Source organism: Bradyrhizobium sp. CCGB20, assembly GCF_024199855.1.
In the GTDB taxonomy this organism is placed as follows: Bacteria; Pseudomonadota; Alphaproteobacteria; order Rhizobiales; family Xanthobacteraceae; genus Bradyrhizobium.
In genome coordinates, this window is the sequence record NZ_JANADN010000001.1 from 8,915,074 (window position 1) to 8,936,235 (window position 21,162).

General features: G+C 65.0%; 22 protein-coding genes and 1 riboswitch. Of the genes, 7 read left to right on the plus strand and 15 right to left on the minus strand.

The window, feature by feature from the left end:
* Positions 1-7 precede the first annotated feature (7 nt).
* From NLM15_RS42050 to NLM15_RS42065, 4 genes are all read left to right on the plus strand, one after another.
* On the plus strand, positions 8-847 hold the full coding sequence (locus NLM15_RS42050) for a helix-turn-helix transcriptional regulator (RefSeq protein ID WP_254123863.1): 840 nt from the start codon (positions 8-10) through the stop codon (positions 845-847).
* Between the two features lie 55 nt (positions 848-902).
* Positions 903-1,262 (plus strand): VOC family protein, encoded by a 360-nt coding sequence (locus NLM15_RS42055; protein ID WP_254123864.1) that lies wholly within the window; start codon positions 903-905, stop codon positions 1,260-1,262.
* A 140-nt stretch (positions 1,263-1,402) separates the two neighbouring features.
* Positions 1,403-1,804, plus strand: coding sequence for an SRPBCC family protein (locus NLM15_RS42060; RefSeq protein ID WP_254123865.1), 402 nt, complete (start codon positions 1,403-1,405; stop codon positions 1,802-1,804).
* Positions 1,805-1,933: 129 nt separating this feature from the next.
* Positions 1,934-2,419 carry a hypothetical protein gene (locus NLM15_RS42065; protein WP_254123866.1) on the plus strand — a complete coding sequence of 162 codons (486 nt, stop codon included), beginning with the start codon at positions 1,934-1,936 and terminating at the stop codon, positions 2,417-2,419.
* A gap of 109 nt (positions 2,420-2,528) precedes the next feature.
* Here the strand turns inward: NLM15_RS42065 and NLM15_RS42070 are convergent, their stop codons facing one another.
* From NLM15_RS42070 to NLM15_RS42090, 5 genes are all read right to left on the minus strand, one after another.
* Positions 2,529-3,236 carry a hypothetical protein gene (locus NLM15_RS42070; protein ID WP_254123867.1) on the minus strand — a complete coding sequence of 236 codons (708 nt, stop codon included), beginning with the start codon at positions 3,234-3,236 and terminating at the stop codon, positions 2,529-2,531.
* Positions 3,237-3,407: 171 nt separating this feature from the next.
* Positions 3,408-4,853: an MATE family efflux transporter gene (locus NLM15_RS42075; protein WP_254123868.1), complete on the minus strand. Its 1,446-nt coding sequence runs from the start codon at positions 4,851-4,853 to the stop codon at positions 3,408-3,410.
* Positions 4,854-5,171: 318 nt separating this feature from the next.
* Positions 5,172-6,224, minus strand: coding sequence for a hypothetical protein (locus NLM15_RS42080; protein ID WP_254123869.1), 1,053 nt, complete (start codon positions 6,222-6,224; stop codon positions 5,172-5,174).
* Positions 6,225-6,328: 104 nt separating this feature from the next.
* Positions 6,329-6,742 (minus strand): PAS domain S-box protein, encoded by a 414-nt coding sequence (locus tag NLM15_RS42085; protein ID WP_254123870.1) that lies wholly within the window; start codon positions 6,740-6,742, stop codon positions 6,329-6,331.
* Positions 6,743-6,910: 168 nt separating this feature from the next.
* A complete protein-coding gene (locus tag NLM15_RS42090) occupies positions 6,911-8,047 on the minus strand; it encodes a 2'-deoxycytidine 5'-triphosphate deaminase (protein ID WP_375166920.1) in 1,137 nt (378 codons plus the stop codon).
* Between the two features lie 80 nt (positions 8,048-8,127).
* A riboswitch (SAM riboswitch) is annotated at positions 8,128-8,207 on the plus strand.
* Positions 8,208-8,281: 74 nt separating this feature from the next.
* On the opposite strand from NLM15_RS42090, the gene NLM15_RS42095 reads away from it, so the two are divergent.
* A complete protein-coding gene (locus NLM15_RS42095) occupies positions 8,282-9,469 on the plus strand; it encodes an O-succinylhomoserine sulfhydrylase (protein ID WP_254123871.1) in 1,188 nt (395 codons plus the stop codon).
* A gap of 75 nt (positions 9,470-9,544) precedes the next feature.
* Here NLM15_RS42095 and NLM15_RS42100 read toward each other — a convergent pair whose 3' ends face one another.
* Genes NLM15_RS42100 through NLM15_RS42110 form a run of 3 tightly spaced genes read right to left on the minus strand, consistent with a single transcriptional unit; the run spans position 9,545 to position 12,591 of the window.
* A complete protein-coding gene (locus NLM15_RS42100; RefSeq protein WP_254123872.1) occupies positions 9,545-10,534 on the minus strand; it encodes an SGNH/GDSL hydrolase family protein in 990 nt (329 codons plus the stop codon).
* Between the two features lie 12 nt (positions 10,535-10,546).
* Positions 10,547-11,326: an SGNH/GDSL hydrolase family protein gene (locus tag NLM15_RS42105; RefSeq protein WP_254123873.1), complete on the minus strand. Its 780-nt coding sequence runs from the start codon at positions 11,324-11,326 to the stop codon at positions 10,547-10,549.
* Entirely contained in the window at positions 11,326-12,591 is a 1,266-nt protein-coding gene (locus NLM15_RS42110; protein WP_254123874.1) for an OpgC domain-containing protein, read from the minus strand. Before NLM15_RS42110 ends, NLM15_RS42105 begins: the two co-directional genes overlap by 1 nt.
* A gap of 180 nt (positions 12,592-12,771) precedes the next feature.
* Between NLM15_RS42110 and apaG the strand changes: the two genes are divergently transcribed.
* Positions 12,772-13,164, plus strand: coding sequence for a Co2+/Mg2+ efflux protein ApaG (gene apaG, locus NLM15_RS42115; protein ID WP_254124716.1), 393 nt, complete (start codon positions 12,772-12,774; stop codon positions 13,162-13,164).
* Positions 13,165-13,438: 274 nt separating this feature from the next.
* On the opposite strand, the gene NLM15_RS42120 is transcribed toward apaG, so the two are convergent.
* The 3 genes from NLM15_RS42120 to NLM15_RS42130 form a co-directional block, all read right to left on the minus strand.
* On the minus strand, positions 13,439-14,446 hold the full coding sequence (locus tag NLM15_RS42120) for an Hsp33 family molecular chaperone (protein WP_254123875.1): 1,008 nt from the start codon (positions 14,444-14,446) through the stop codon (positions 13,439-13,441).
* A 278-nt stretch (positions 14,447-14,724) separates the two neighbouring features.
* The gene (argF, locus tag NLM15_RS42125; RefSeq protein WP_254123876.1) at positions 14,725-15,648 is read right to left on the minus strand and encodes an ornithine carbamoyltransferase; all 924 of its coding nucleotides are present in this window, start codon (positions 15,646-15,648) and stop codon (positions 14,725-14,727) included.
* Entirely contained in the window at positions 15,648-16,850 is a 1,203-nt protein-coding gene (locus NLM15_RS42130) for an aspartate aminotransferase family protein (RefSeq protein WP_254123877.1), read from the minus strand. Before NLM15_RS42130 ends, argF begins: the two co-directional genes overlap by 1 nt.
* A gap of 455 nt (positions 16,851-17,305) precedes the next feature.
* Between NLM15_RS42130 and NLM15_RS42135 the strand changes: the two genes are divergently transcribed.
* Positions 17,306-17,818 (plus strand): GcrA family cell cycle regulator, encoded by a 513-nt coding sequence (locus tag NLM15_RS42135; protein WP_014491301.1) that lies wholly within the window; start codon positions 17,306-17,308, stop codon positions 17,816-17,818.
* A gap of 230 nt (positions 17,819-18,048) precedes the next feature.
* On the opposite strand, the gene phoB is transcribed toward NLM15_RS42135, so the two are convergent.
* Genes phoB through pstA form a run of 4 tightly spaced genes read right to left on the minus strand, consistent with a single transcriptional unit; the run spans position 18,049 to position 21,162 of the window.
* Complete coding sequence (phoB, locus tag NLM15_RS42140; RefSeq protein WP_014491300.1) at positions 18,049-18,756, minus strand: phosphate regulon transcriptional regulator PhoB; 708 nt, start codon at positions 18,754-18,756, stop codon at positions 18,049-18,051.
* 14 nt (positions 18,757-18,770) lie between these two features.
* Positions 18,771-19,487 carry a phosphate signaling complex protein PhoU gene (gene phoU / locus NLM15_RS42145; RefSeq protein WP_254123878.1) on the minus strand — a complete coding sequence of 239 codons (717 nt, stop codon included), beginning with the start codon at positions 19,485-19,487 and terminating at the stop codon, positions 18,771-18,773.
* A gap of 11 nt (positions 19,488-19,498) precedes the next feature.
* The gene (gene pstB, locus NLM15_RS42150) at positions 19,499-20,320 is read right to left on the minus strand and encodes a phosphate ABC transporter ATP-binding protein PstB (RefSeq protein WP_254123879.1); all 822 of its coding nucleotides are present in this window, start codon (positions 20,318-20,320) and stop codon (positions 19,499-19,501) included.
* Entirely contained in the window at positions 20,317-21,162 is an 846-nt protein-coding gene (pstA, locus tag NLM15_RS42155) for a phosphate ABC transporter permease PstA (protein ID WP_254123880.1), read from the minus strand. Before pstA ends, pstB begins: the two co-directional genes overlap by 4 nt.

Consider the following 21,162-nt stretch of genomic DNA (forward strand, 5'->3'; position numbering starts at 1 on the left):
AGGTGCGATGGACGCAACCACTCTGCTGACGACACGCTCGATGACGGTCTCCGAGTTTCGCTGCGATGCGGGACCGGACGACACGCCGTTTGCCGAGTGCCGCACCGGCCATTCCATCGCCTATGTCCGCGCGGGGAGCTTTGGCTGCCAATGCCGCGCCGGCTTCTTCGAGCTGGTGGCGGGCTCGATGCTGATCGGCGCGCCAGGCGACGAATACACCTGCACGCATGAGCACGTCAGCGGCGATGTCTGCCTCTCGTTCTTCCTCAGTGAGGATCTGGTCGACACCCTCGGCGGTCGCCGCGAGGCCTGGCAGGTCGGCGCGACGCCGCCGCTGCCCGAGCTGATGGTGCTCGGCGAGCTTGCGCAGACGGCAGCAGATGGCAATAGCGATCTCGGTCTCGACGAGGTCGGCCAGATCCTTGCCGGCCGCTTCGTCGATGTCGTCTCGGGCAAGGCGCGCAAGCACACAACGCCCACCGTGCGCGACCGCCGCCGCGCGGTTGAAGCGGCGCTATGGATCGACGACAACTCGCATGCCGAGGTCGACCTCGAACAGGCGGCGCGGCAGGCAGGCCTCAGCCCCTTCCATTTCCTGCGGCTGTTCTCAAGCGTGCTCGGCGTCACCCCGCATCAGTATCTCGTGCGCTCGCGGCTGCGACACGCGGCGCGACTGCTCAGTGAGGACGACATCGCGGTCACCGACATCGCCTATGACGTCGGCTTCGGCGACCTCTCCAACTTCGTCCGCACCTTCCACCGCGCCGCCGGCGTCTCGCCGACCAAATTCCGCCAGGCCTCGCGCGGGGAGCGCAAGATTCTCCAAGAGCAGCTTGCCCTCAACTAAGTAGGTTCGTCTCCGGCGCGCGCCAGTTGCGGTGCGCTTTGCAATGGAGACGACCATGTATGACCACATCGGACTGCGCGTTGCCGACCTCGACGCCGCCACGCGCTTCTACACCGCCGTGCTGGCGCCGCTCGGCCATGTCCTGTGCTCCAGCGGCGACGGCTATGCCGGCTTCGGGCCGAAGGGCGAGCCGGCGCTGTGGCTGCATCTGAACAAGGGACGCAAGGCCGACGGCGCACACATCGCCTTCCGCGCCAAGGACCATGACGCGGTCAAGGCATTCCACAGCGAAGGCCTGAAGAGCGGCGGCCGCGACAACGGCGGCGCCGGGCCGCGGAAGGATTACAGCCCGACGTACTACGCGGCGTTCCTGATCGATCCAGATGGCAACAATGTCGAGGCGGTTTGTGTGTGAGCGCTTGCCGCGCACGAGATCTCGTAGGGTGGGCAAAGCGAAAGCGTGCCCACCAGTTGCTCGCGACAATGCCGATGAATGTGGGCACGGCGCTGCGCGCCTTTGCCCACCCTACCAAAACTGCATTTGAGGAAACTCCCATGGCTTCCATCCACAACGACATCCCCCTCCCCGTTCCCGCCCGCGACGTCTGGGACGCCGTGCGCGATTTCGGCGCGCTGCATCAGCGGCTGGTGCCGGGCTTCGTCACTGCTTGCACGCTCGACGGCGATGCGCGCATCGTCACCTTCGCCAACGGCTCGGTGGCGCGCGAGGAGCTCATCGACTGCAACGATGCACGGCAGCGCCTCGTCTATGCCATCAACAACGAGCGGCTGAGGCACTACAGCGCAGCGGTGCAGGTGATCGCCGACGGCGACGGCAAAAGCCGCCTGCTCTGGACCATCGACATGCTGCCGAACGAACTTGCGGCTTACGTCGAGGGGCAGACCAGGGAGGCCGTGATCGCCTTGCAGAAAGCGTTTCCGGCCGCCGCGGCCTAGCGCTGGCTCACGCGCCGACGGCTCTGTGATTTTTCTCACAGAGCCCTCCCCTCGCCGGCCGTAACCATGGCGGCGTGCGTCCGATTGGCTGCGCTCTCCCGGCGAAGCTACGCACGCGAGGAGCATGCCATGAGAGGTGCTGACAAGGTGATCTGCCAGGCAGCCGCCGTGCTGCTGCTATTTTCGATTTCGAGCGCGCCGGCCCAGGCGCAGTTCCTCGGCGGCGGAGGCGCCGGCGGCGAGGACATGATGACTCAGATGGCGCCGATGCTGGAGATGATGAAGGCGAAGATGGGCAAGCGCCGCTTCGCCACGCTGATGCAGACCATGGGTCCGATGATGAGCCGCATGATGGAGAACGGCGGCGGCGGACTCGGGGGCATGATGGGCGGCGGCCTCGGCGGCGGCGGCTTTGGTGCGCCGAACTACGGCGGCTACACGCCGATGGGCGCAGGCGGCACCATGCCGATGGGGCTCGGCGGCATGGGCGGCGGCGATATCATGGGCATGATGGGTGGCGCCGGCGCCGGCGACATGATGGCGATGATCCCGCAACTGATGCGGCTCGCCAATGTCGGTGGCGGTGGCGGTCATCGCCGCCACAGGCGTCGTTAACGCGGTTAGGCATGTCGCCGCTGCGCGGCAACTCTGGCAACGAGGCAACCACCCTTCGCGGGGCACGAAGGATGGTTGCGCCGTGTCGGCGGATGGGGTGCCGCCGGTATCAAATCCGGTCGTCGATGAGGACGCCGGACATCGACGGGTCGCTGGCCTTGGTCCCGTCGCTCGAGCGCGTCGCGTTGTAGGTTGGATCCGCGAGCGAGTTCTTCAGCGACTGAAGAAATTGTTCAAGCAGGTCCGTCGCCGAATTGCTGCTCGACGCGTTGTCCGTGGCGGTGGTCGAGGAAGATCCGCTTGCATCCGTCGTGTCGCTCGATGTCGTCGTGCTGGACGAGGTCGAATCCGTGAGCAGGCTTTTCAGCGAATCCAGGAATTGCTGAAGCATATCCACCACCGAATTGCCGCTTGACGAACTGTCCGTGCCGTTGGCGGGGGGAGGCCCGCCGGGCGGCGGTCCGCCTGCTCCTTCCGGTCCACCTGCCCCACCCGGCCCCTGCGAGAACGCCGCCTTGAAGATGCCTTGCAACTCGGTGGCCTGATCGTCGGTCAGCTTGCCGGCCGAAACTTCCTGCTGGATGAGATCGTCGATCTTCGACTTGAAACCGTCAGCCGATGATCCGTTGCGGCTGGATAGATCGCTCGCACTGCCTGACTGCAGGGCGGAGTCGATATCGCTGAGCGCAGCCGAAAGTGCCGATTGATCCGACGAACTGATCGCGCCGGAACTGACTTCCGCCTGCAGTTCATCTTGCAGTCGCTGCAATGGTGAGGCGCGGTGGTGGTGGGAGGAGAGCGCCGAAATCGAGGTCATGGTGGCTTTCCGTGCTTCTGATGGACTCGCGGTGACGTTGTCCCCGGGAGCTGGCGCGGAGCATTCGGCAACGAGCAGGCCAGGTTGCCCGATATTGCCACTGAGCAATGAGAAACATTTGGAAACATAAATCTGCGGGCCGACGCACCCTGCGCCCTTGAGAGGTGCGTCCTAGTCCGACGCGCCCGAGAGAGCAGGCCCGATCGCGGGTTTTGTTTCGCGCGGTCCCCAGCGTGTCAGCACCACGCTGGAGCACGAGAGCAGGCCGAGCACGACCATCGAGCTTGCGGCCAGCCAGAAGAAGTTTTGCGCGGTGGCATCATGCGTCGACAACCACCAGCCGACCGCCGCGATGTAGATCAGCCGCGCGGTCTGCGCCAGCACCGGCCCGATGACCTTGGCCGCGCCCTGCGACGAGAAATACATCGTCGAGGCGAGGCCGATGAAGGCGTAGAACGGCGCCACCGTCGACAGATATTGATGGCTGGTCGCGCGCACGGTGGCGCTGTCGGTGAAGATATTGACCCACAGGTCCGGGAAGATCGCGACCAGGCACGCTGGCGCACCGACGGCGACGAAGGCGGTCGCGCCCGCGATCCAGGCGATACGCCGCGCGCGCGTGATGCGGCCGGCGCCGACCGCCATGCCGATCATCGGCACCGAGGCGATGCCGAACGAGAACGCGATCGAGGTCAGCAGGAATTCCAGCCGCGCGCCGATGCCGTAGCCGGCGAGGATCGCGGTGCCGAACTTCGCCAGCATATGGGTGAAGATCGAGATCGTCAGCACCGATTGCAGCGGCGAGAAGCAGGCGATGGCGCCGACTTTCAGGATGTCGAAGAACATCGCCCATTGGACGCGAAGTCCGCGGAGCTTCGGCACGACGCGCGCGCGGCCCGAGAACAGGTACCAGCCCATCACGCAGATGTTCATCGAATAGGCGATCAGCGCGCCGGCGGCGACGCCGCGCATGCCCAGCTGCGGCACCGGGCCGAGCCCGAGACCGAGCGTGCCGCCGAGCACGACCTGCCAGACCGCGGAGTTGAGGATCAGCAGCGACGGCAGCTTCATGTTACCGGTGCCGCGCAACACGCCGGCCATGGTGTTGAGCAGCCAGGGCAGCACGGCCCCGCCAAAAAACACCTGCGTGTAGGCGACCGCATGCGTCAGCACATCGCCGCGCCCGCCGAGCAGCTCGAGCACGCGCGCCCCGAAGATCAGCATGCCCAGCATGAAGACGAGGCCGAAAGTGATGCCGATCAGCAGCGCATGCGCGGCGAGTGTTCCGGCGCGCTCGCGGTCACCGGCGCCGAGCGCGCGGGCAATGGCGGAGGCCACCGCGCCGCCCATGGCACCGCCCGACATCGTCATGGTCAGGATCACTGTCGGAAATACCAGCGCCATTGCAGCGAGCGCCTCGACGCCGAGCCGGCCGATATAGGAGGTCTCCGCGATCACCACACAGGTGCCGGCGGACAGCGCGACCACGTTCGGCCAGGCGAGGCCGAGCAGCGTGCGCAAAATTGGCCCGTCCATCAGCGCGCTTCGCACCGGACGCGGCGGTGACGGCAGCGGACGCTCTTGTTCATCGACCGGGATTTCGGCGATGTCGGACATGTCCCCTCCCGGGCACGACCGCCATTCGCGGCGCGGCAATGAGTAGGTGTGCCAATCATTTCTTCGCGCGCAGGGCGCGGCCGGGACTTGTTAGCACGGCAATTGCCGATTCCTCCTGCGCCGGATGCAGGCGTGCCCTGCGGCAGCGCATTTCAGCCCGTGGAATTGCGGTTGTCAGTCTCCATGCGGCCATCCTTCGAGACGCCCGCCTCTGGCGGGCTCCTCAGGAGGACCTCTTCGCGGTGAGATGTCAGACCCTCATGGTGAGGAGCCCGAGAAGCGGGCGTCTCGAACCACGAGGCCACCACACGCGCGGCATCATCCAATCGCCCACACCAGCGGCGGACGGCTGCCTGCCGTCGGGCGCAGACGCACGCTGATATGCCGCCCGCATCCCGCCGCCAGTCCCTCAAACAATCCCTCCAGCACCTTGGCGCAGGCGCGGTGATGGTCGGCGACGTCGTCCATCAACTTCCAGCTCTGTTGGCGGATCTCGAATGTGCCTTCGGATCGCGTCGTCTCCGCAGCGTCATCCTGCGCGGCAAACAGCGCGTTCAGGAACGCGGCGAATTCACCCGCGCCGCCGCGGCCCAGCGACAGTGCTGCGGCGGTCTCGTCGAAATACTGCATGCCGATCAGCTTGCCGGTGAGGTGCAGGAGATAACCGGCATCTTCTGGGCCGAACAGTTGCACCATCACGGGCGCAGCTGTGCGGACATATTCCATCGCGTAGTTGCGATAGGCCTTCTCGAGCCGCGGTTTTGGCCAGCTTGCAACGGGAAGCGCCGGCGCGGTCTTCGCGTCGAACGGCGGTGCTTCCAGATGCCGCGCGAACACCAGGCGCTGGTCGAGCTCGAGCGGATGGTCGTACTGGTGGTAATAGCCTTCAAGTCCGTCCTGTCCGTCGACACTCTGCTTGGTGCAGACGAAGCCGAGGCGCAAATCACCGAGCGCGACGCCGTTGTTGGCGTGCCAGCCGCGCAGCATCGCGCGGCTCACCTCGCCCGGCACGCCGCAGATCGCGGTGCCCTTCCAGATCCAGCGCGGCGGCGGATAGCGGATCCAGGCCTTGGTGTCGCTCTCATACATGTATTCGACGTGCACGCCGCCGATCCAGTTGGAGAGGTAGTGATATTGCGCAGCGGCCACCGCCGGCGGCAAATGACTGAGACCGAGCTTTTCGAGCCCCGGCAGGAAGCGCTCCTGCTGCTGGCGGCGAAACACGCGGAAGACGAATTCGGCAGCATCGGCCGAGCCGCGCCGCGTGACGACGGTCAGGATGAGGCCGGTGAAATAGGCATGATAGAGGTCGGCGACCGCACGCCAGCGTTTCCATTGGGCTTCCTGCGCAGCGTCCGCTATGGCGGTCATGTTCGCTCCCGATCGTTGTTTTGATCGAGTGTGTCACCGCACCCGGTGCGAGGCAACCTGACGCTCAAGCAGAGCGCCCTGCACGCCAGCCCGTCAATTCCGCATCACGAAGTTTGTGCAGCTTTGGCTGCGCGCTCGCGCTCGACGCGTTCGGTCACGTCGCGCGCCATCGCGACCGATCCAATCACGGCGCCGCCGGCATCGCGCACCAGCGCAAAGGTCATCTCGATGTAGAGCTTGCGTCCGCTCTTGTGCAGCGCGCGTGTCAGCGTCGGCTTGCCCGCAAGCTTCATCGCCCCGGTGGCAAGCGCAGCTTCAAAGCCCTTCCAGTGCGCGGCACGCAGATGCTCGGGAATGATCAGATCGAGGTTTTGGCCGAGCGCTTCGTCGGCGGAGAAGCCGAACAGCGTCGTCGATGCGCGGTTCCATCGCATGATGGTGCCGGAGCGGTCCGAATAGATCAGCGCGTCCGCGACGTCGTCGAGGATATTTGCGTCGAGCTCGGATTGATCGGCCATGTCACCACCTCGTAGCCCGGATTTCAATTCGCATCCTGACACACACTCGGTGTCATCGCCCGACTTGATCGGGCGATCCAGTGTTCCGAGATGGCAGTAACTTAAATCGAGAGGCTGCGGCGTACTGGATGCCCCGGTGAAGCCGGGGCATGACAGTAGAGTGTGAAGCTACACCCGAAAATGCTTCGATAGTTTGAGGCCCTGCGCCTGGTAATTCGAGCCGATGCGCTGGCCGTACATCGCGTCGGGGCGTGCCAGCATCTTCTCGTAGACGAGGCGGCCGACGATCTGGCCGTGCTCGAGGATAAACGGCACCTCGCGCGAGCGCACTTCAAGCACGGCGCGCGCGCCCTGCCCGCCCGCACCGGCGTAGCCGAAGCCAGGATCGAAGAAGCCGGCATAGTGCACGCGGAATTCGCCGACCAGGGGATCGAACGGCACCATCTCCGCGGCGTAATCGGGCGGCACCTGCACGGCTTCCTTGGAGGCGAGGATGTAGAACTCGCCGGGGTCGAGGATCAGGCTACCGTCGGGACGCGCCGAGATCGGCTCCCAGAAATCTTCCACCGCATAGCCGGAGCGGCGATCGACGTCGACGACGCCGGTGTGGCGCTTGGCGCGGTAACCGACGAAGCCGTTGGCCTTCTCGCCGGAGAGGTCGACGGAGACGGCGACGCCGCCGGTGAGATCGGCATCGTCGAGATCGACGAGACGCTCGGTCGCGTGCAGCGCCTCGAGCTCGTCGACGTTGAGGATGGCATCTCCGGTGCGGAAACGTACCTGGCTCAGGCGCGAGCCCTCGCTGACCAGCACCGGAAACGTCTTCGGGCTGATCTCGGCGTAGAGCGGGCCGTGATAGCCGGCGCCGATCATGTCGAAGCGGCGGGTGCCGTCGGCGATGACGCGGGTGAAGACGTCGAGCCGACCGGTGGAGCTTTTCGGGTTCGCCGCCGCGACGATCTCCGGCGGCAGCGCCAGGCTCTCGAGCAGCGGCACGATGTAGACGCAGTTGGTCTCCAGCACTGCACCGTCGGTGAGGCTGAACTCGTGCAGCTTCAATTCGTCGATGCGCTCGGCAACGGTCGCACCCGGCCCGGGCAGGAAGCTGGCACGGACGCGGTAGGCGATGTCGCCGAGGCGAAGATCGAGGCTCGCCGGCTGGATCTGGCTTTCGACGAAGTCGTAGGCCGGCAGAATGAGCCCCGCCTCCGCCATCGCCGCGATCATGCGGTCGGGCAGGATACCATTGGCGTCGGCGGCGACCGTGAACGTCAACCGGGGGTCCTCATCAGGGGTCAAACGCATCCCGACATGCGGGAAATACTAGCGTTTTACGGCTAGCCGATGGACGTCTTGACGGAAAGGGCATTGCGGAATATGAGCATGACTTATCCCGTGGTGATTTGAGCCGGCCGGCTTGCAGCCACGTTAAATAAGTCGCTAAACAGGCCGGGGACCTCTGTGATCCCGGCCCGTGGTTTTATCCAGGCCGGTTTTTTTGTGACCGTTTTCGACGAGACGGTCATGTCGGAGGTACCTATGTCGAAGTCGACCGCCAACTACCGTCCCGAAACCCGCCTGGTCCATTCCGGCACCCTGCGCTCACAATATGGCGAGACGTCGGAGGCGCTGTTCCTGACCCAGGGCTACGTCTACAACAGCGCCGAGGAGTGCGAGGCGCGGTTCAAGGGCGAGGACCCCGGCTTCATCTATTCGCGCTACTCGAACCCGACCATCGCGATGTTCGAGCGCCGCATGATCGAGCTCGAAGGCGCCGAAGCCGCCCGCTCGGCGGCAACCGGCATGGCCGCGGTGACGACCGCGATCCTGGCGCCGCTCAAGGCCGGCGATCACGTGGTCGCCTCCCGCGCCCTGTTCGGCTCGTGCCTCTACGTCATTCAGGACCTGCTGCCGCGCTACGGCATCGAGACCACGCTGGTCGATGGCCTCGACCTCGACCAGTGGCAGCGCGCCTTGAGGCCGAACACCAAGACGTTTTTCCTGGAGAGCCCGACCAACCCGACGCTCGACGTGCTCGACATCCCCGGCATCGCCGAGATCGCGCACAAGGGCGGCGCACGGCTCGTCGTCGACAACGTGTTCGCGACGCCGATCTGGCAGAGCCCGCTCGCGCTCGGCGCCGACGTGGTGGTCTATTCCGCGACCAAGCACATCGACGGCCAGGGCCGGTGTCTGGGCGGCATCATCCTGTCCTCGGAAGCCTTCATCGCCGAGCACATCCACAATTTCATGCGCCAGACCGGCCCGTCGATCTCGCCGTTCAACGCCTGGGTCCTGCTCAAGGGCCTGGAGACGCTCGGCGTGCGCGTGCGCGCGCAGACCGACAGCGCAGCGCGGATCGCCGACGTGCTGGCGAGCCATCCGAAGATTTCCCGGCTGGTCTATCCCGGCCGCGCCGATCATCCGCAGGCGGCGCTGGTGAAGAAGCAGATGCGCGGCGGCTCGACGCTGGTCGGCTTCGAGGTGAAGGGCGGCAAGGCCGCGGCGTTCCGCGTGCTCAACGAGCTCAAGCTTGCCAAGATCTCGAACAATCTCGGCGACGCCAAGAGCCTCGTCACGCATCCGGCGACCACGACGCACCAGCGCCTCAAGCCGGAAGATCGCGCCGCGCTCGGCATCAGCGAGGGCTTTATCCGCTTCTCGGCAGGGCTCGAGCATCCGGATGATCTGATCGAGGATCTGACGGCCGCGCTGGAGAAGGCGTAACGGGCAAATGGCGAATAGGGAGTAGCCAATGGATCAGATTCCATTCGCTATTCGCCACTCACTATTCGCTCCATCTCACATCGGCCGGTACGTCCGCACGTCCGCGGGGACATTCACGCCGAGCTTGATCTGGCCGACGGAGCGGATGATGTCGTCGCCGAGGAGCTGGGCGAAGCAGGCGTAGCCCCAATCGTTCATGTGCAGGCCGTCGGCGATGACGAAGCTCTCCATCGGGATCGCCTGCGTCTCGTGCCAGTCGCGCATCACCTCGAAGCGAGGAAAGATGCCGACGTGACGGAGCTCGGCGACCTTGCCGAGCAGCTTCACCATCTTGCCGGCGCTCTCGGGACGCTGATTGACCGCCGGAGAGTATTGCGGATCGACCAGCACGATATCGGCGCCGCCGGCAGCCTGGATGCGGGAGATGCCGTCCTCGACCAGTTTTGCAGTGTCGCCGGGATCGAGATTGCGCAGCACCGCATTGGTGCCGACCTGCCAGATCACGAGATCCGGATGCACGTCGATCACCTCCTTCTGGAGGCGCTTCATCATCTCGGGCGCGTCCTCGCCGCCGACACCGGCATTGATGACGGTGATGTCGGCGGTCGGATATTGCCGGCGAAGCTGCGCGGCGAGACGGTTCGGATAGTTGAAATCGGGCGAGGTCGCGCCATAGCCTGCCGTCGACGATGAGCCGAACGCGACGATGACGACGGGCTTTCCGGCAACGAGCTTGCCCGCGACATGCGGCAGCGAGCCCATCGTCTTCGAGCCGCCCTTCGGCGCAAGGCAGGGCACGCGGCTGAAAATGTCGCCGGCGGATTTCGCGACCTGCTTCACCTTGTCGATGGCGCGCGCGGTCACGCCGCGCTGTTCGGGAGAGGTCACGGCGACGGTGGTCTGGGAGGGCGGAGCGGAAGCCGGCCTAGCGGCCTGCTGCGGCGCGGGCGTTGCCTGCGTGGCCTGCGCCTGCGCTGGTGCCAGCGACACCGGCGTCAGCAACAGCAGAACCGCTGCGGGCGCAGCCAGCCATGCCGTCAGGCAAAAAGGGCGGAGAGAACTCATTAACGCTAGACCTCAATTTTGCTGCTGCGCCGGCTCCAGATGGGCTGCGTCGATCACGAATTGTGCCAACGCCCGGCCAAGGCAATCGTGGACCTGTTTCGCCAGCTCTGGCCCGCGGGCCGGGCTGAACAGGTCGAACTGACCCTGATCATTCCACTGCCGCATGATCGCGAAACGGTCGAACAGCGGGATGTCATGCTCCTGCGCCACCACCCGCATATTGTCGAGATAGGGCGGCACCGAGATCATGGTTTCGGTACGCGGGCTGTACTGCAAATTCATCAACACGACGTCGGCCCCTGCTTTTTGCAAAGCGGAAACCCCTTCGGTCACCGCGCCGCGAAAATCGTCGGGATCGATCGCTCGGATAGCATCCACCGTCCCGGTTTGCCAGATGACCAAAGTAGGCCTTTTTGCTTCCAACAGCTTAACGAAGGTGGCGGCCGCCTCCTCGGCCGTCTTCTTGCTCTGTATTTCTACGGAGACGTGCACTGCCTCCGACGGCAACAGCCTGTCCTTCAAGATGGCCTGCATGCGCGCCGGATAGGAGCTGTCCTCGGAGGCCGGAATCGTGGTCGAGCGGCTGCCGATGACCAGGATTTCGAGCGGTTTGCCGGATTTGATGGCATCCGCGACCCTGGGAAGCTGGCTTTCCGTGGTGAGCAGATAGGACGGCAATTCGCAGGCCGGGGGCGCGGCCGGAGCAGTCGACGCAGCATCGCCCGCGCGCGCCAGGGGCGCGGCGAGGTTACCGCACAGCAGGACCAGGCTCAGGAGAACCTTCGCCTTCATCAGCCCCCTCCCGCCAGATCGGCGTTGCCGACGGCGTTTTTGGTTTTCGCACCGCTCTTGTCAGCCACGCGTTTGTACCATGAAATCACCCACGCCACGCCCCACATGATCAGGATTCCGGAGAGACTAATCAGCGCATGCACGCCTGCGCCGCCGGAGACCTCGGCCAGGATGAAATGGCCGGCGAAGGCCAGGAAGACGCCGAGACAAAAGATCTCCAGGGAATGCTGGCCGCAGAGGATCAGCGGCCGCAGCCAGGGCGATTTCAGGCCCGGCCAGTCCCGCGGCAGGAAGCGAACGGTGAGCGCGGCGAGCGCCAGGAAATGCGTGAAGCGCAGGACGTCGAGATCGGCCTTGTCGATCGGATACATCCACTGCTCGAGCCGCTTCGGCATGAAGTGGGAGAGCTGCGGCACATACCAGGTCAGCGTCACGTAAAACGCCGCGACCAGATAGGCGATCGCTATCCACATCGTTACGCGTGACACCAGGATGCGCGACATGCGTCGCGCACCTCCGAGCGCACACCATGCGCCGAACACGAAGAGCAATTGCCAGGCGAAGGGATTGAACGCCCAGAAGCCGTTCGGATAGGCCGACAGATAGAGGTCGTATTCCCAGGTCACCGCGTAGAGCACGACCGAGAGGCCGAGCGTCACGTCGGGCCGCCATTTCATCAGCCACAGGATCAAGGGCAGCGCCAGCATCAGCACGATATAGAGCGGCAGCACGTCCATGTTGACCGGACGAAAGCGCAGCAGCAGCGCCTGCACGATCGTGACGTCGGGCTGCTTGAGGAAATCCATGATGCCCATCTCTTCGGTGTAGAGCGGGTTCTCGAACCTGGTCGCGACGTAGGAGATTTCGGCGAGGAAGATCGTGAACAGGAAGACATGGGCGACATAGATCTGCCAGACCCGCCGCAGGATGCGCGCGGTGGCGACGACGAAGCCGTTTTCCAGCATGGCACGACCGTAGACGAACGCCGCGGTGTAGCCGGAGATGAAGATGAAGATCTCGGTGGCGTCGCTGAAGCCGTAATTGCGGATCGTGAACCAGGTCAAAAGGCTCGCCGGCAGATGGTCGACGAAGATCAGCCACAGCGCGAGCCCGCGGAACAGGTCGAGCCGGAGCTCGCGTTCGCCGATGGCGGGCAGCGTGATGGCCGGCGCGGTGGCGCGCGGCTTCGCCCCCGCAGACTTGGCGTCCACAGGTTGGGCGGTTCCCGCGATCGTCGATCCCGTCACTTGGTCGGCAATGGTCATCGGGGCCCGAAACCCTTCCGCAATTCGCGACGTGTCAAGGAGTGTACAGGTCCGGACGTTATCTCGCAAAGCGGCCGGATCACATTGGGTCTACTTCCTCGGCAATTCTGGCGGCACGATGTCGCCAAAACTGCTTGCGGGCGTTTGGTTCCCGGCCAGGTTTTCGTTATGATGGCGGCCATGTACCGCGCCGTGACCCGCCAGATCGAAGTGACCGTCGAGCCGAACTTTGTTCCGGAGCAGTCGTCGGCTGACCGCTCCCGCTATTTCTGGTCCTACACCATCGTCATCACCAATTCCGGCGACGAAACCGTGCAGCTGAAGACGCGGCACTGGATCATCACCGACGCCACCGGCCGCCAGCAGGAGGTCAGGGGCGAGGGCGTGGTCGGCGAGCAGCCGACCCTGGCTCCCGGGGAGCGCTTCGAATACACCTCCGGCGTGCCGCTCGCGACCGCCTCGGGCTTCATGACCGGCCGCTACCTGATGGTCAGCGAAAGCGGCGAACGCTTCGAGATCGACGTGCCGACGTTCTCGCTGGATAGCCCGGACAACAAGCGGGTGTTGAACTAGCGCGGGCTGGTGGGCACGCATCGCTTTGCCCACCCTACGATGTCCGAGTTCTTGGCGAGCAGCTTCCCCAACCTCGTCTTGCGAGCGCAGCGAAGCAATCCGGACTGCCACCGCGGAAAGACTCTGGATTGCTTCGCTGCGCTCGCAATGACGGAGGATGTGCTGCCCGTCAATGCACGGTCTCGTAGCCCGGATGAGCGTAGCGAAATCCGGGATCTTTGCGAGTGGGATCCCGGGTATCGCTGCGCTCACCCGGGCTACGGCACCGCGGCTGTTACGCGCCTTCCACGCCGGCTTCATCCGGCGTGAACTGGTACACCGACGAGCAGAACTCGCAGGTCACGACGACCTTGTCGTCCTTGACCATCGCGGCGCGGTCGTCGGGCGAAAAACTCTTCAGCATCGACGCGACCGCATCGCGCGAGCAGGAGCACTGCGCTTTCAGGACCAGCGGATTGAACACGCGCACGCCACGCTCGTGGAACAGACGGAACAGCAGTCGCTCGCCGGAGAGCTCGGGGTCGATCAGCTCGACGTCCTCGACGGTCTCGATCAGCGAACGCGCCTCGACCCAGGCGTCGTCCTCGGCGACAGCATGCGCCTCGACGCCTTCGGGCGCATCGCCGTGATGCAAATCGGCCTGCCGCGCGCGCTCAGGCGCCTTCGGCAGGAACTGCATCAGCATGCCGCCGGCGCGCCAGCGATGCTTGCCGCCGTCGCTCGAACGCCACTCCTCGCCGACAGCGAGACGCACGCGCGTCGGGATCTGCTCGGAGCGCAGGAAATATTCGTGGGCGGCATCTTCCAGGCTGCCGCCATCGAGCGCGACCAGACCCTGGTAGCGGCTCATGTCGGGACCCTGGTCGATGGTCATGGCGAGATGACCGTTACCGAGCAGCGTGCCGGAATCCTTTGTCTCGCCGAGGCGCTCGGCGTCGTAGCGCGCATAGGCGCGCAGACGATCCGGCGCCATGTAATCGACGACCAGGAACGACACCGGACCGTCGGTCTGGGCCTGGAGGATGAAGCGGCCCTCGAATTTCAGCGCCGAGCCGAGCAGCGTCGTCAGCACGATGGCCTCGCCGAGCAGCTTGCCGACCGGCGCAGGGTAATCGTGCTTGGTCAGGATCTCGTCGAGCGCGGGACCGAGCCGCACCAGGCGCCCGCGCACGTCCAGCGCGTCGACCTCGTAGGGCAGCACAGCGTCATCGATGGGAACCGCTGATGGTGCGCGAACCGGGCCTTCGAGCCCGGTATTCATGTCAGGGGATTGGGAAACCATGGCGCTCTATCTGGGGTCGGAGGGCGGGAAATGGAAGGGGCCGCTGGGTGGTGTGTTCCGATGCAGGTTGAACCGTACCAGGCCGCCTCAAATTCAGTGTCGTTCCGGACAAGCGTAGCGAAGCGGAGCGCCGATCCGGGATCCATAACCACAGGCTACAGTTTGGCGAAGACTGTTAGCCTCGGCCAGCCTGCCACAAGAGAGCTTCCGCGGTATGGGTCCCTGCGTTCGCAGGGACGACAGCTCTATGTGAGGTCGGCAGCCGGCCTCCGACGAACCTACTTCACCGCGTCGAAACACCAGGCCAGAATGCCCTTCTGTGCGTGCAGGCGGTTTTCGGCCTCGTCGAACACGACCGATTGCGGGCCGTCGATCACCTCGTCGGTGACCTCCTCACCGCGATGGGCGGGCAGGCAGTGCATGAACAGCGCATCGGGCTTGGCCAGCGACATCAGCTTGGCATTGACCTGATAGGGCTTGAGCACGTTGTGACGGTGCTCGCCTTCCTTGTCGCCCATCGACACCCAGGTGTCGGTGACGACGCAGTCGGCGCCATGCACGGCGGCCTCGGGATCGGTGCCGAGCACGATCGACGCCCCGGTCGCCTTGATGAAGTCGCGCATCACCTTCTTCGGTGCGAGCTCGGGCGGCGTTGCGACGTTGAGCTTGAACTTGAAGCGCTCGGCCGCATGGGCCCAGGACGCCAGCACATTGTTGTCGTCGCCGGTCCAGGCCACCGTCCGGCCCTCGATCGGGCCGCGATGTTCCTCATAGGTCATGAGGTCGGCCATCACCTGGCAAGGGTGCGAACGGCGCGTCAGGCCGTTGATGACCGGCACGGTGGCGTTTGCCGCAAGCTCCAGCAAGGCCTCGTGATTGAGGATGCGGATCATGATGGCGTCGACATAGCGCGACAGCACGCGCGCGGTGTCGGCAATGGTCTCGCCGCGGCCCAGCTGCATCTCGGCGCCGGTGAGCATGATGGGCTCGCCGCCGAGCTGGCGCATCGCGACGTCGAACGACACGCGCGTGCGGGTCGAGGGGCGCTCGAAGATCATCGCCAGCGTCTTGCCTTCGAGCGGCTTCACGGGCTGCTGCGCCTTCTGCTTCGCCTTCATCGCGGAGGATGCGGCGAGCATGCGCTTGAGCTCCGACAGCGGCAGCTCGTTGATATCGAGGAAGTGCTTGGGGGAGTTACTCATCAGCTTGCCGCCCGCTTGGTGCCCGCAAGCGCAGTGCAGGCGCGTTCGAGCCGCCCGACGCTGTCCTCGATCTCGGCTTCGCTGACGATCAGGGGCGGCAGGAAACGCACGACATTGTCGCCGGCACCGACCGTGAGCAGTTTCTGGTCGCGCAGCGCCGCGACGAGATCGCCGGAGGGCACCACGGCCTTGATGCCGATCAGGAGGCCTTCGCCGCGCACTTCGCTGACGACGTCGGGATGACGGTCGATCACGGAGGCGAGCTTCTGCTTGAGCAGCAGCGACATCTTCTGCACGTGATCGAAGAAGCCGGGCTTGAGCATGACGTCGAGCACGGCGTTCGCAGCCGAGATCGCCAGCGGGTTGCCGCCGAAGGTTGAGCCGTGCGAGCCGGGCCCCATGCCGGAAGCCGCATCCGCAGTCGCCAGCACCGCGCCGATCGGGAAGCCGCCGCCGAGCGCCTTCGCCAGCGACATGACGTCAGGCGTGACGCCGGTGCGCCTGTGCGCAAAGAGATCGCCGGTGCGGCCCATGCCGGTCTGCACCTCGTCGAACGCGAGCAGCAGGCCCTTCTCGTCGCAGAGCTGGCGCAGCGCCTTGAGGAAGGAGGGGGTCGCCGAACGCACGCCGCCCTCGCCCTGGATCGGCTCGATCAGGATGCCGGCGGTCTGCGGACCAATCGCCTTCTTCACGGCCTCGATGTCACCGTGCGGGATCTGGTCGAAACCGTCCATCGGCGGACCAAAACCTTCGAGATATTTTGCAGACCCCGTCGCAGCCAGCGTTGCCAGCGTGCGGCCGTGGAAGGCGCCCTCGAAGGTGATGATGCGATAACGTTCCGGATGCCCCTTGGAGAAGTGATGATGGCGGACCAGCTTGATCACACCCTCCAGCGCTTCAGCGCCGGAATTGCAGAAGAACACGAAGTCCGCGAAGCTTTCGTTGCACAGACGCGCCGCAAGCTTCTCGCCATCCGGGCTCTGGAACAGGTTCGACATGTGCCAGAGCTTGGCGGCCTGCTCCTGCAACGCCTTGACCAACGCAGGATGCGCGTGGCCGAGCGCATTCACCGCCACGCCCGAGGTGAAATCGAGATAACGCTCGCCGTTGGTCGCGATCAGCCAGCAGCCTTCGCCGCGCTCGAAACCGAGGTCGGACCTGGCGAAAACGGGGAGCAAATGCGGCGCTGCGCTGTTAGTCATGACGATCACTTGATTGTTGCGGACGGTGTGAGCGTGCATTGCGCAACGCACCATTGACCGGCCCGGAAAACGAAACGTGCCGCCTTTTAAGGGCGGCACGCAGGACCATCTTATGCCTGGTGAAACGGGTGTCAATGCCGCCTGGAAAGCCTCGCGAAATGCTGAATCCGTAGTCTTGCGGTGGTGATTTTGCGTATTTTCGCGACGGAACATGTGGAAGCGAGTCGGCGGACTCTTGCGCGTGAGTCACGCCATATTGTAGCGTTTGGCTTGTCAGATACGACATCTCGTGCAGCAGTTCTGATCCTCTAAGTCCTCATGTACCGGCGTAAGCGTTCGGGCGCATCTGGCGCGCCCGGCGAGCCTTAAGGGATTCTGACGGCACGGGTTTTTCGAAGCTTAGGCATTCGCTGTGCGGCCCCAGGATGGCAGGCGCCGGCGGAGGAAAGGGTGCAATGACGGTTTTGACCTGGTCAGATGATCGCGTCGAGCAGCTGAAAAAGCTCTGGGAGGCCGGACTTTCGGCCAGCCAGATCGCCGCTGAGCTCGGCAACGTGACCCGCAACGCGGTGATCGGCAAGGTGCACCGGCTCGGCCTGTCCGGCCGCGCAAAGAGCCCCTCGTCCGCAGCGCCCCGGCCGCGCAAGGCGCGTCCCGCGCAGCACATGATGCGGGTGACCCGGCCGATCGCGCGCGGCAACACCGCGCTGGCGCAGGCCTTCGAGGTCGAGGTCGAGGCCGAACCGGTCACCTACGACAACGTGGTGCCGATGAGCCAGCGGCTGTCGCTGCTGGAGCTGAACGAGGCGACCTGCCACTGGCCGGTCGGCGATCCCTCGAGCCCGGATTTCTTCTTCTGCGGCGGCAAGGCGCTCTCCGGCCTGCCCTACTGCGCCCAGCACTCGCGCGTGGCGTATCAGCCCGCAGCGGATCGCCGGCGCGCGCCGGCGAAGCCGGGTCCACGCTGAGGTCATCAGCGCGCGGCCAGTGGTCGCGCTAAGACGGTTCAACAAATCGGATGTCGTCCCTGCGAAAGCAGGGACCCATAATCCCAAGGCGCACTTATCCCGCGGGATGGTCACTCCGAGTCTTCGCCAAACCACTCTTTGTGGTTATGGGTCCCTGCTTTCGCAGGGACGACACCGGAGAATGCGGCGGCAGCCCGCTGGATCAGTCTGCCAACGTCACGCCGCAAACCCTACGCCTGCTCTGCCTTCGCAAAGCGATCATCGAGCGCGTAGCCGGCGCCGCGGACGGTGCGGATCGGGTCCTGCTCGCGGCCGAGATTGAGCAGCTTGCGCAAGCGGCCGATATGTACGTCCACGGTACGCTCGTCGATATAGATGTCGCGGCCCCAGACGCTGTCGAGCAGTTGCTCGCGCGAGAACACCCGGCCCGGATGCTCCAGGAAGAACTCCAGCAGGCGATATTCGGTCGGACCAAGATCGATCGGCCGGCCCGAGCGCGCCACGCGGCGCTTGTCGCGGTCGAGTTCGATGTCGCCATAGGCGAGCACGGTTGCGAGCCGCTCCGGGCTTGCGCGCCGCAGCAGGCCCTTCACGCGCGCCAGCAGCTCGGGCACCGAGAACGGCTTGACGATGTAGTCGTCGGCGCCGGTCGCAAGTCCGCGCACCCGCTCGCTCTCCTCGCCGCGCGCGGTGAGCATGATGATCGGGAGCTGCTTGGTCTCCGGGCGGGTACGAAGCCGCCGGCACAGCTCGATGCCGGACAGTCCCGGCAGCATCCAGTCGAGCACGATCAAATCGGGGATGTGCTCCTTGAGACGGGTGTCGGCGTCGTCGCCGCGCATCACCGTCTCGACGTCATAGCCGTCGCCTTCGAGATTGTAGCGAAGCAGCTCGGTGAGAGCTTCCTCGTCCTCAACCACCATAATGCGTGCGCCCATCGGGTCGTCGCTCCTTAAGTATTCGGAACCGTCGTGGCGAAGGTCGTCATGTCGCCCTTCGGCCGCTTGTCGGTGATCGCCTGTCCCTCGATCATGTAGAACACGGTCTCGGCGATGTTGGTGGCGTGGTCGCCGATGCGCTCGATGTTCTTGGCGCAGAACATCAAATGGATGCAGAACGAGATGTTGCGCGGATCCTCCATCATGTAGGTGAGGAGTTCGCGGAACAGCGATGTGCAGATGGCGTCGACTTCCTCGTCGCCCTTCCACACCGCCATCGCCGCCGGCAGGTCGTGCGCGGCATAGGCGTCCAGCACCGACTTGACCTGCTGCTGCACGAGGTCGGTCATGTGCTCGAGGCCGCGGAACAGCTTGAGCGGATGGAAATCGGTCTCCAGCGCCGCGACGCGCTTGCCCATGTTCTTGGCGAGGTCGCCGATGCGCTCGAGATCGGTCGCGACGCGCATGGCACCGACGATCTCGCGCAAATCGACAGCCATCGGCTGGCGGCGCGCGATGGTGAGCACGGCGCGCTCCTCGATCTTCTTCTGGAGTGCGTCGAGATCGGCATCGATGGCGACGACGCGTTGACCGAGCGCGACGTCGCGGCGGATCAGCGCGTCGACGGAATCGACGATCATGCGCTCGGCGATCCCGCCCATCTCCGCGACCAGGCGGGTGAGTTCCTGGAGGTCGGTATCGAAGGCCTTTGCGGTATGTTCAGAACCCATGTCCCGTCTCCTCAGCCGAACCGGCCGGTGATGTAATCCTGCGTGCGCCGGTCGGTCGGCGACGTGAAGATCTTGCTGGTGTCGTCGAACTCGATCAGCTCGCCGAGATACATGAAGGCGGTCTTGTCGGAGACGCGCGCCGCCTGCTGCATGTTGTGGGTGACGATCGCGATCGTGTAGTTCTCGGACAGCTCCTGGATCAGCTCCTCGACCTTGGCGGTCGAGATCGGGTCGAGCGCCGAGCAGGGCTCGTCGAACAGGATGACCTCGGGCCGCACCGCGACCGTGCGGGCGATGCAGAGGCGCTGCTGCTGGCCGCCGGAGAGCGACAGGCCGGAGGCGTTGAGCTTGTCCTTGACCTCGTTCCACAGCGCGCCGCCACGCAGCGCCTTCTCGACGCGGTCGTCCATCTCGGACTTCGAGATCTTCTCGTAGAGACGGATGCCGAACGCGATGTTCTCGTAGATCGTCATCGGGAACGGCGTCGGCTTCTGGAACACCATGCCGACGCGGGCGCGCAGCAGGTTGAGGTCGAGCTTGGGGTCGAGGATGTTGGTCTGGTCGAGCATGAGCTGGCCGGTGACGCGCTGGCCCGGATAGAGGTCGTACATCCGGTTGAAGATGCGCAGCAGGGTCGACTTGCCGCAACCCGACGGGCCGATGAACGCCGTGACGCGGTTGGTGCCGAGCGCCAGGTTAATGTTCTTCAGCGCGTGGTGCTCACCATAGTAGAAGTTGAGGTTGCGAACCGTCACCTTGGCGGGCGCCTCGGGCAGCGGCTGCGAGCCGTGCTGAACGGCGGGCGTACTGACGGAAACAGACATTTCGCTCATTTTGCAGTCCTCTCGGCGCTAAGGAGGCGCGCGCCAATGTTCAGGGCAAGCACGGTCAACGTGATCAGCAAGGCGCCGCTCCAGGCGAGCTGCTTCCAGTAGGCGTAGGGGCTCTGCACGAAGTTGTTGATGGTAACCGGCAGGTTCGCCATCGTCTTGTTCAGGCCGAGGCTGAAGAACTGGTTCGACAGCGCGGTGAAGAGCAGCGGCGCGGTCTCGCCGGCGACGCGGGCGGTAGCCAGCATCACGCCGGTGATGAGGCCGGAGCGGGCGGCACGATAAGCGATGCGCTTGATCACCAGCGAGCGCGGCAGGCCGAGCGCGGACGCCGCCTCGCGCAGCGCGTTCGGCACCAGCAGCAGCATGTCCTCGGTCGTGCGCAGCACCACCGGAATGACGATGACGGCGAGCGCAAGGCTGCCGGCGATCGCCGAGAAGCCGCGCATCGGCACCACCACCGCACCGTAGATGAACAGGCCGATGATGATCGAGGGCGCCGAAAGCAGGATGTCGTTGATGAAACGGATCACCGAGGTCAGCTTGTCGTTGCGGCCGTACTCGGCGAGATAGGTACCGGCGAACAAGCCGAGCGGCGCACCGATGCCGACACCGAGCACGGTCATGATCAGCGAGCCGACGATCGCGTTGCGCAAGCCGCCTTCAGTCGAACCCGGAGGCGGAGTGTCCGCAACGAAGATCTCGAGGTTCAAACCCGCAAGGCCGTTGTAGAGCAGCGTGACCAGGATCAGCGCGAGCCAGGTGACGCCAAAGGCGGCGGCGCCGAAGCAGAGCCCGCGGATCACGATGTCCTTGCGGCGGCGGCGTGAATAGATCGGGTTCAT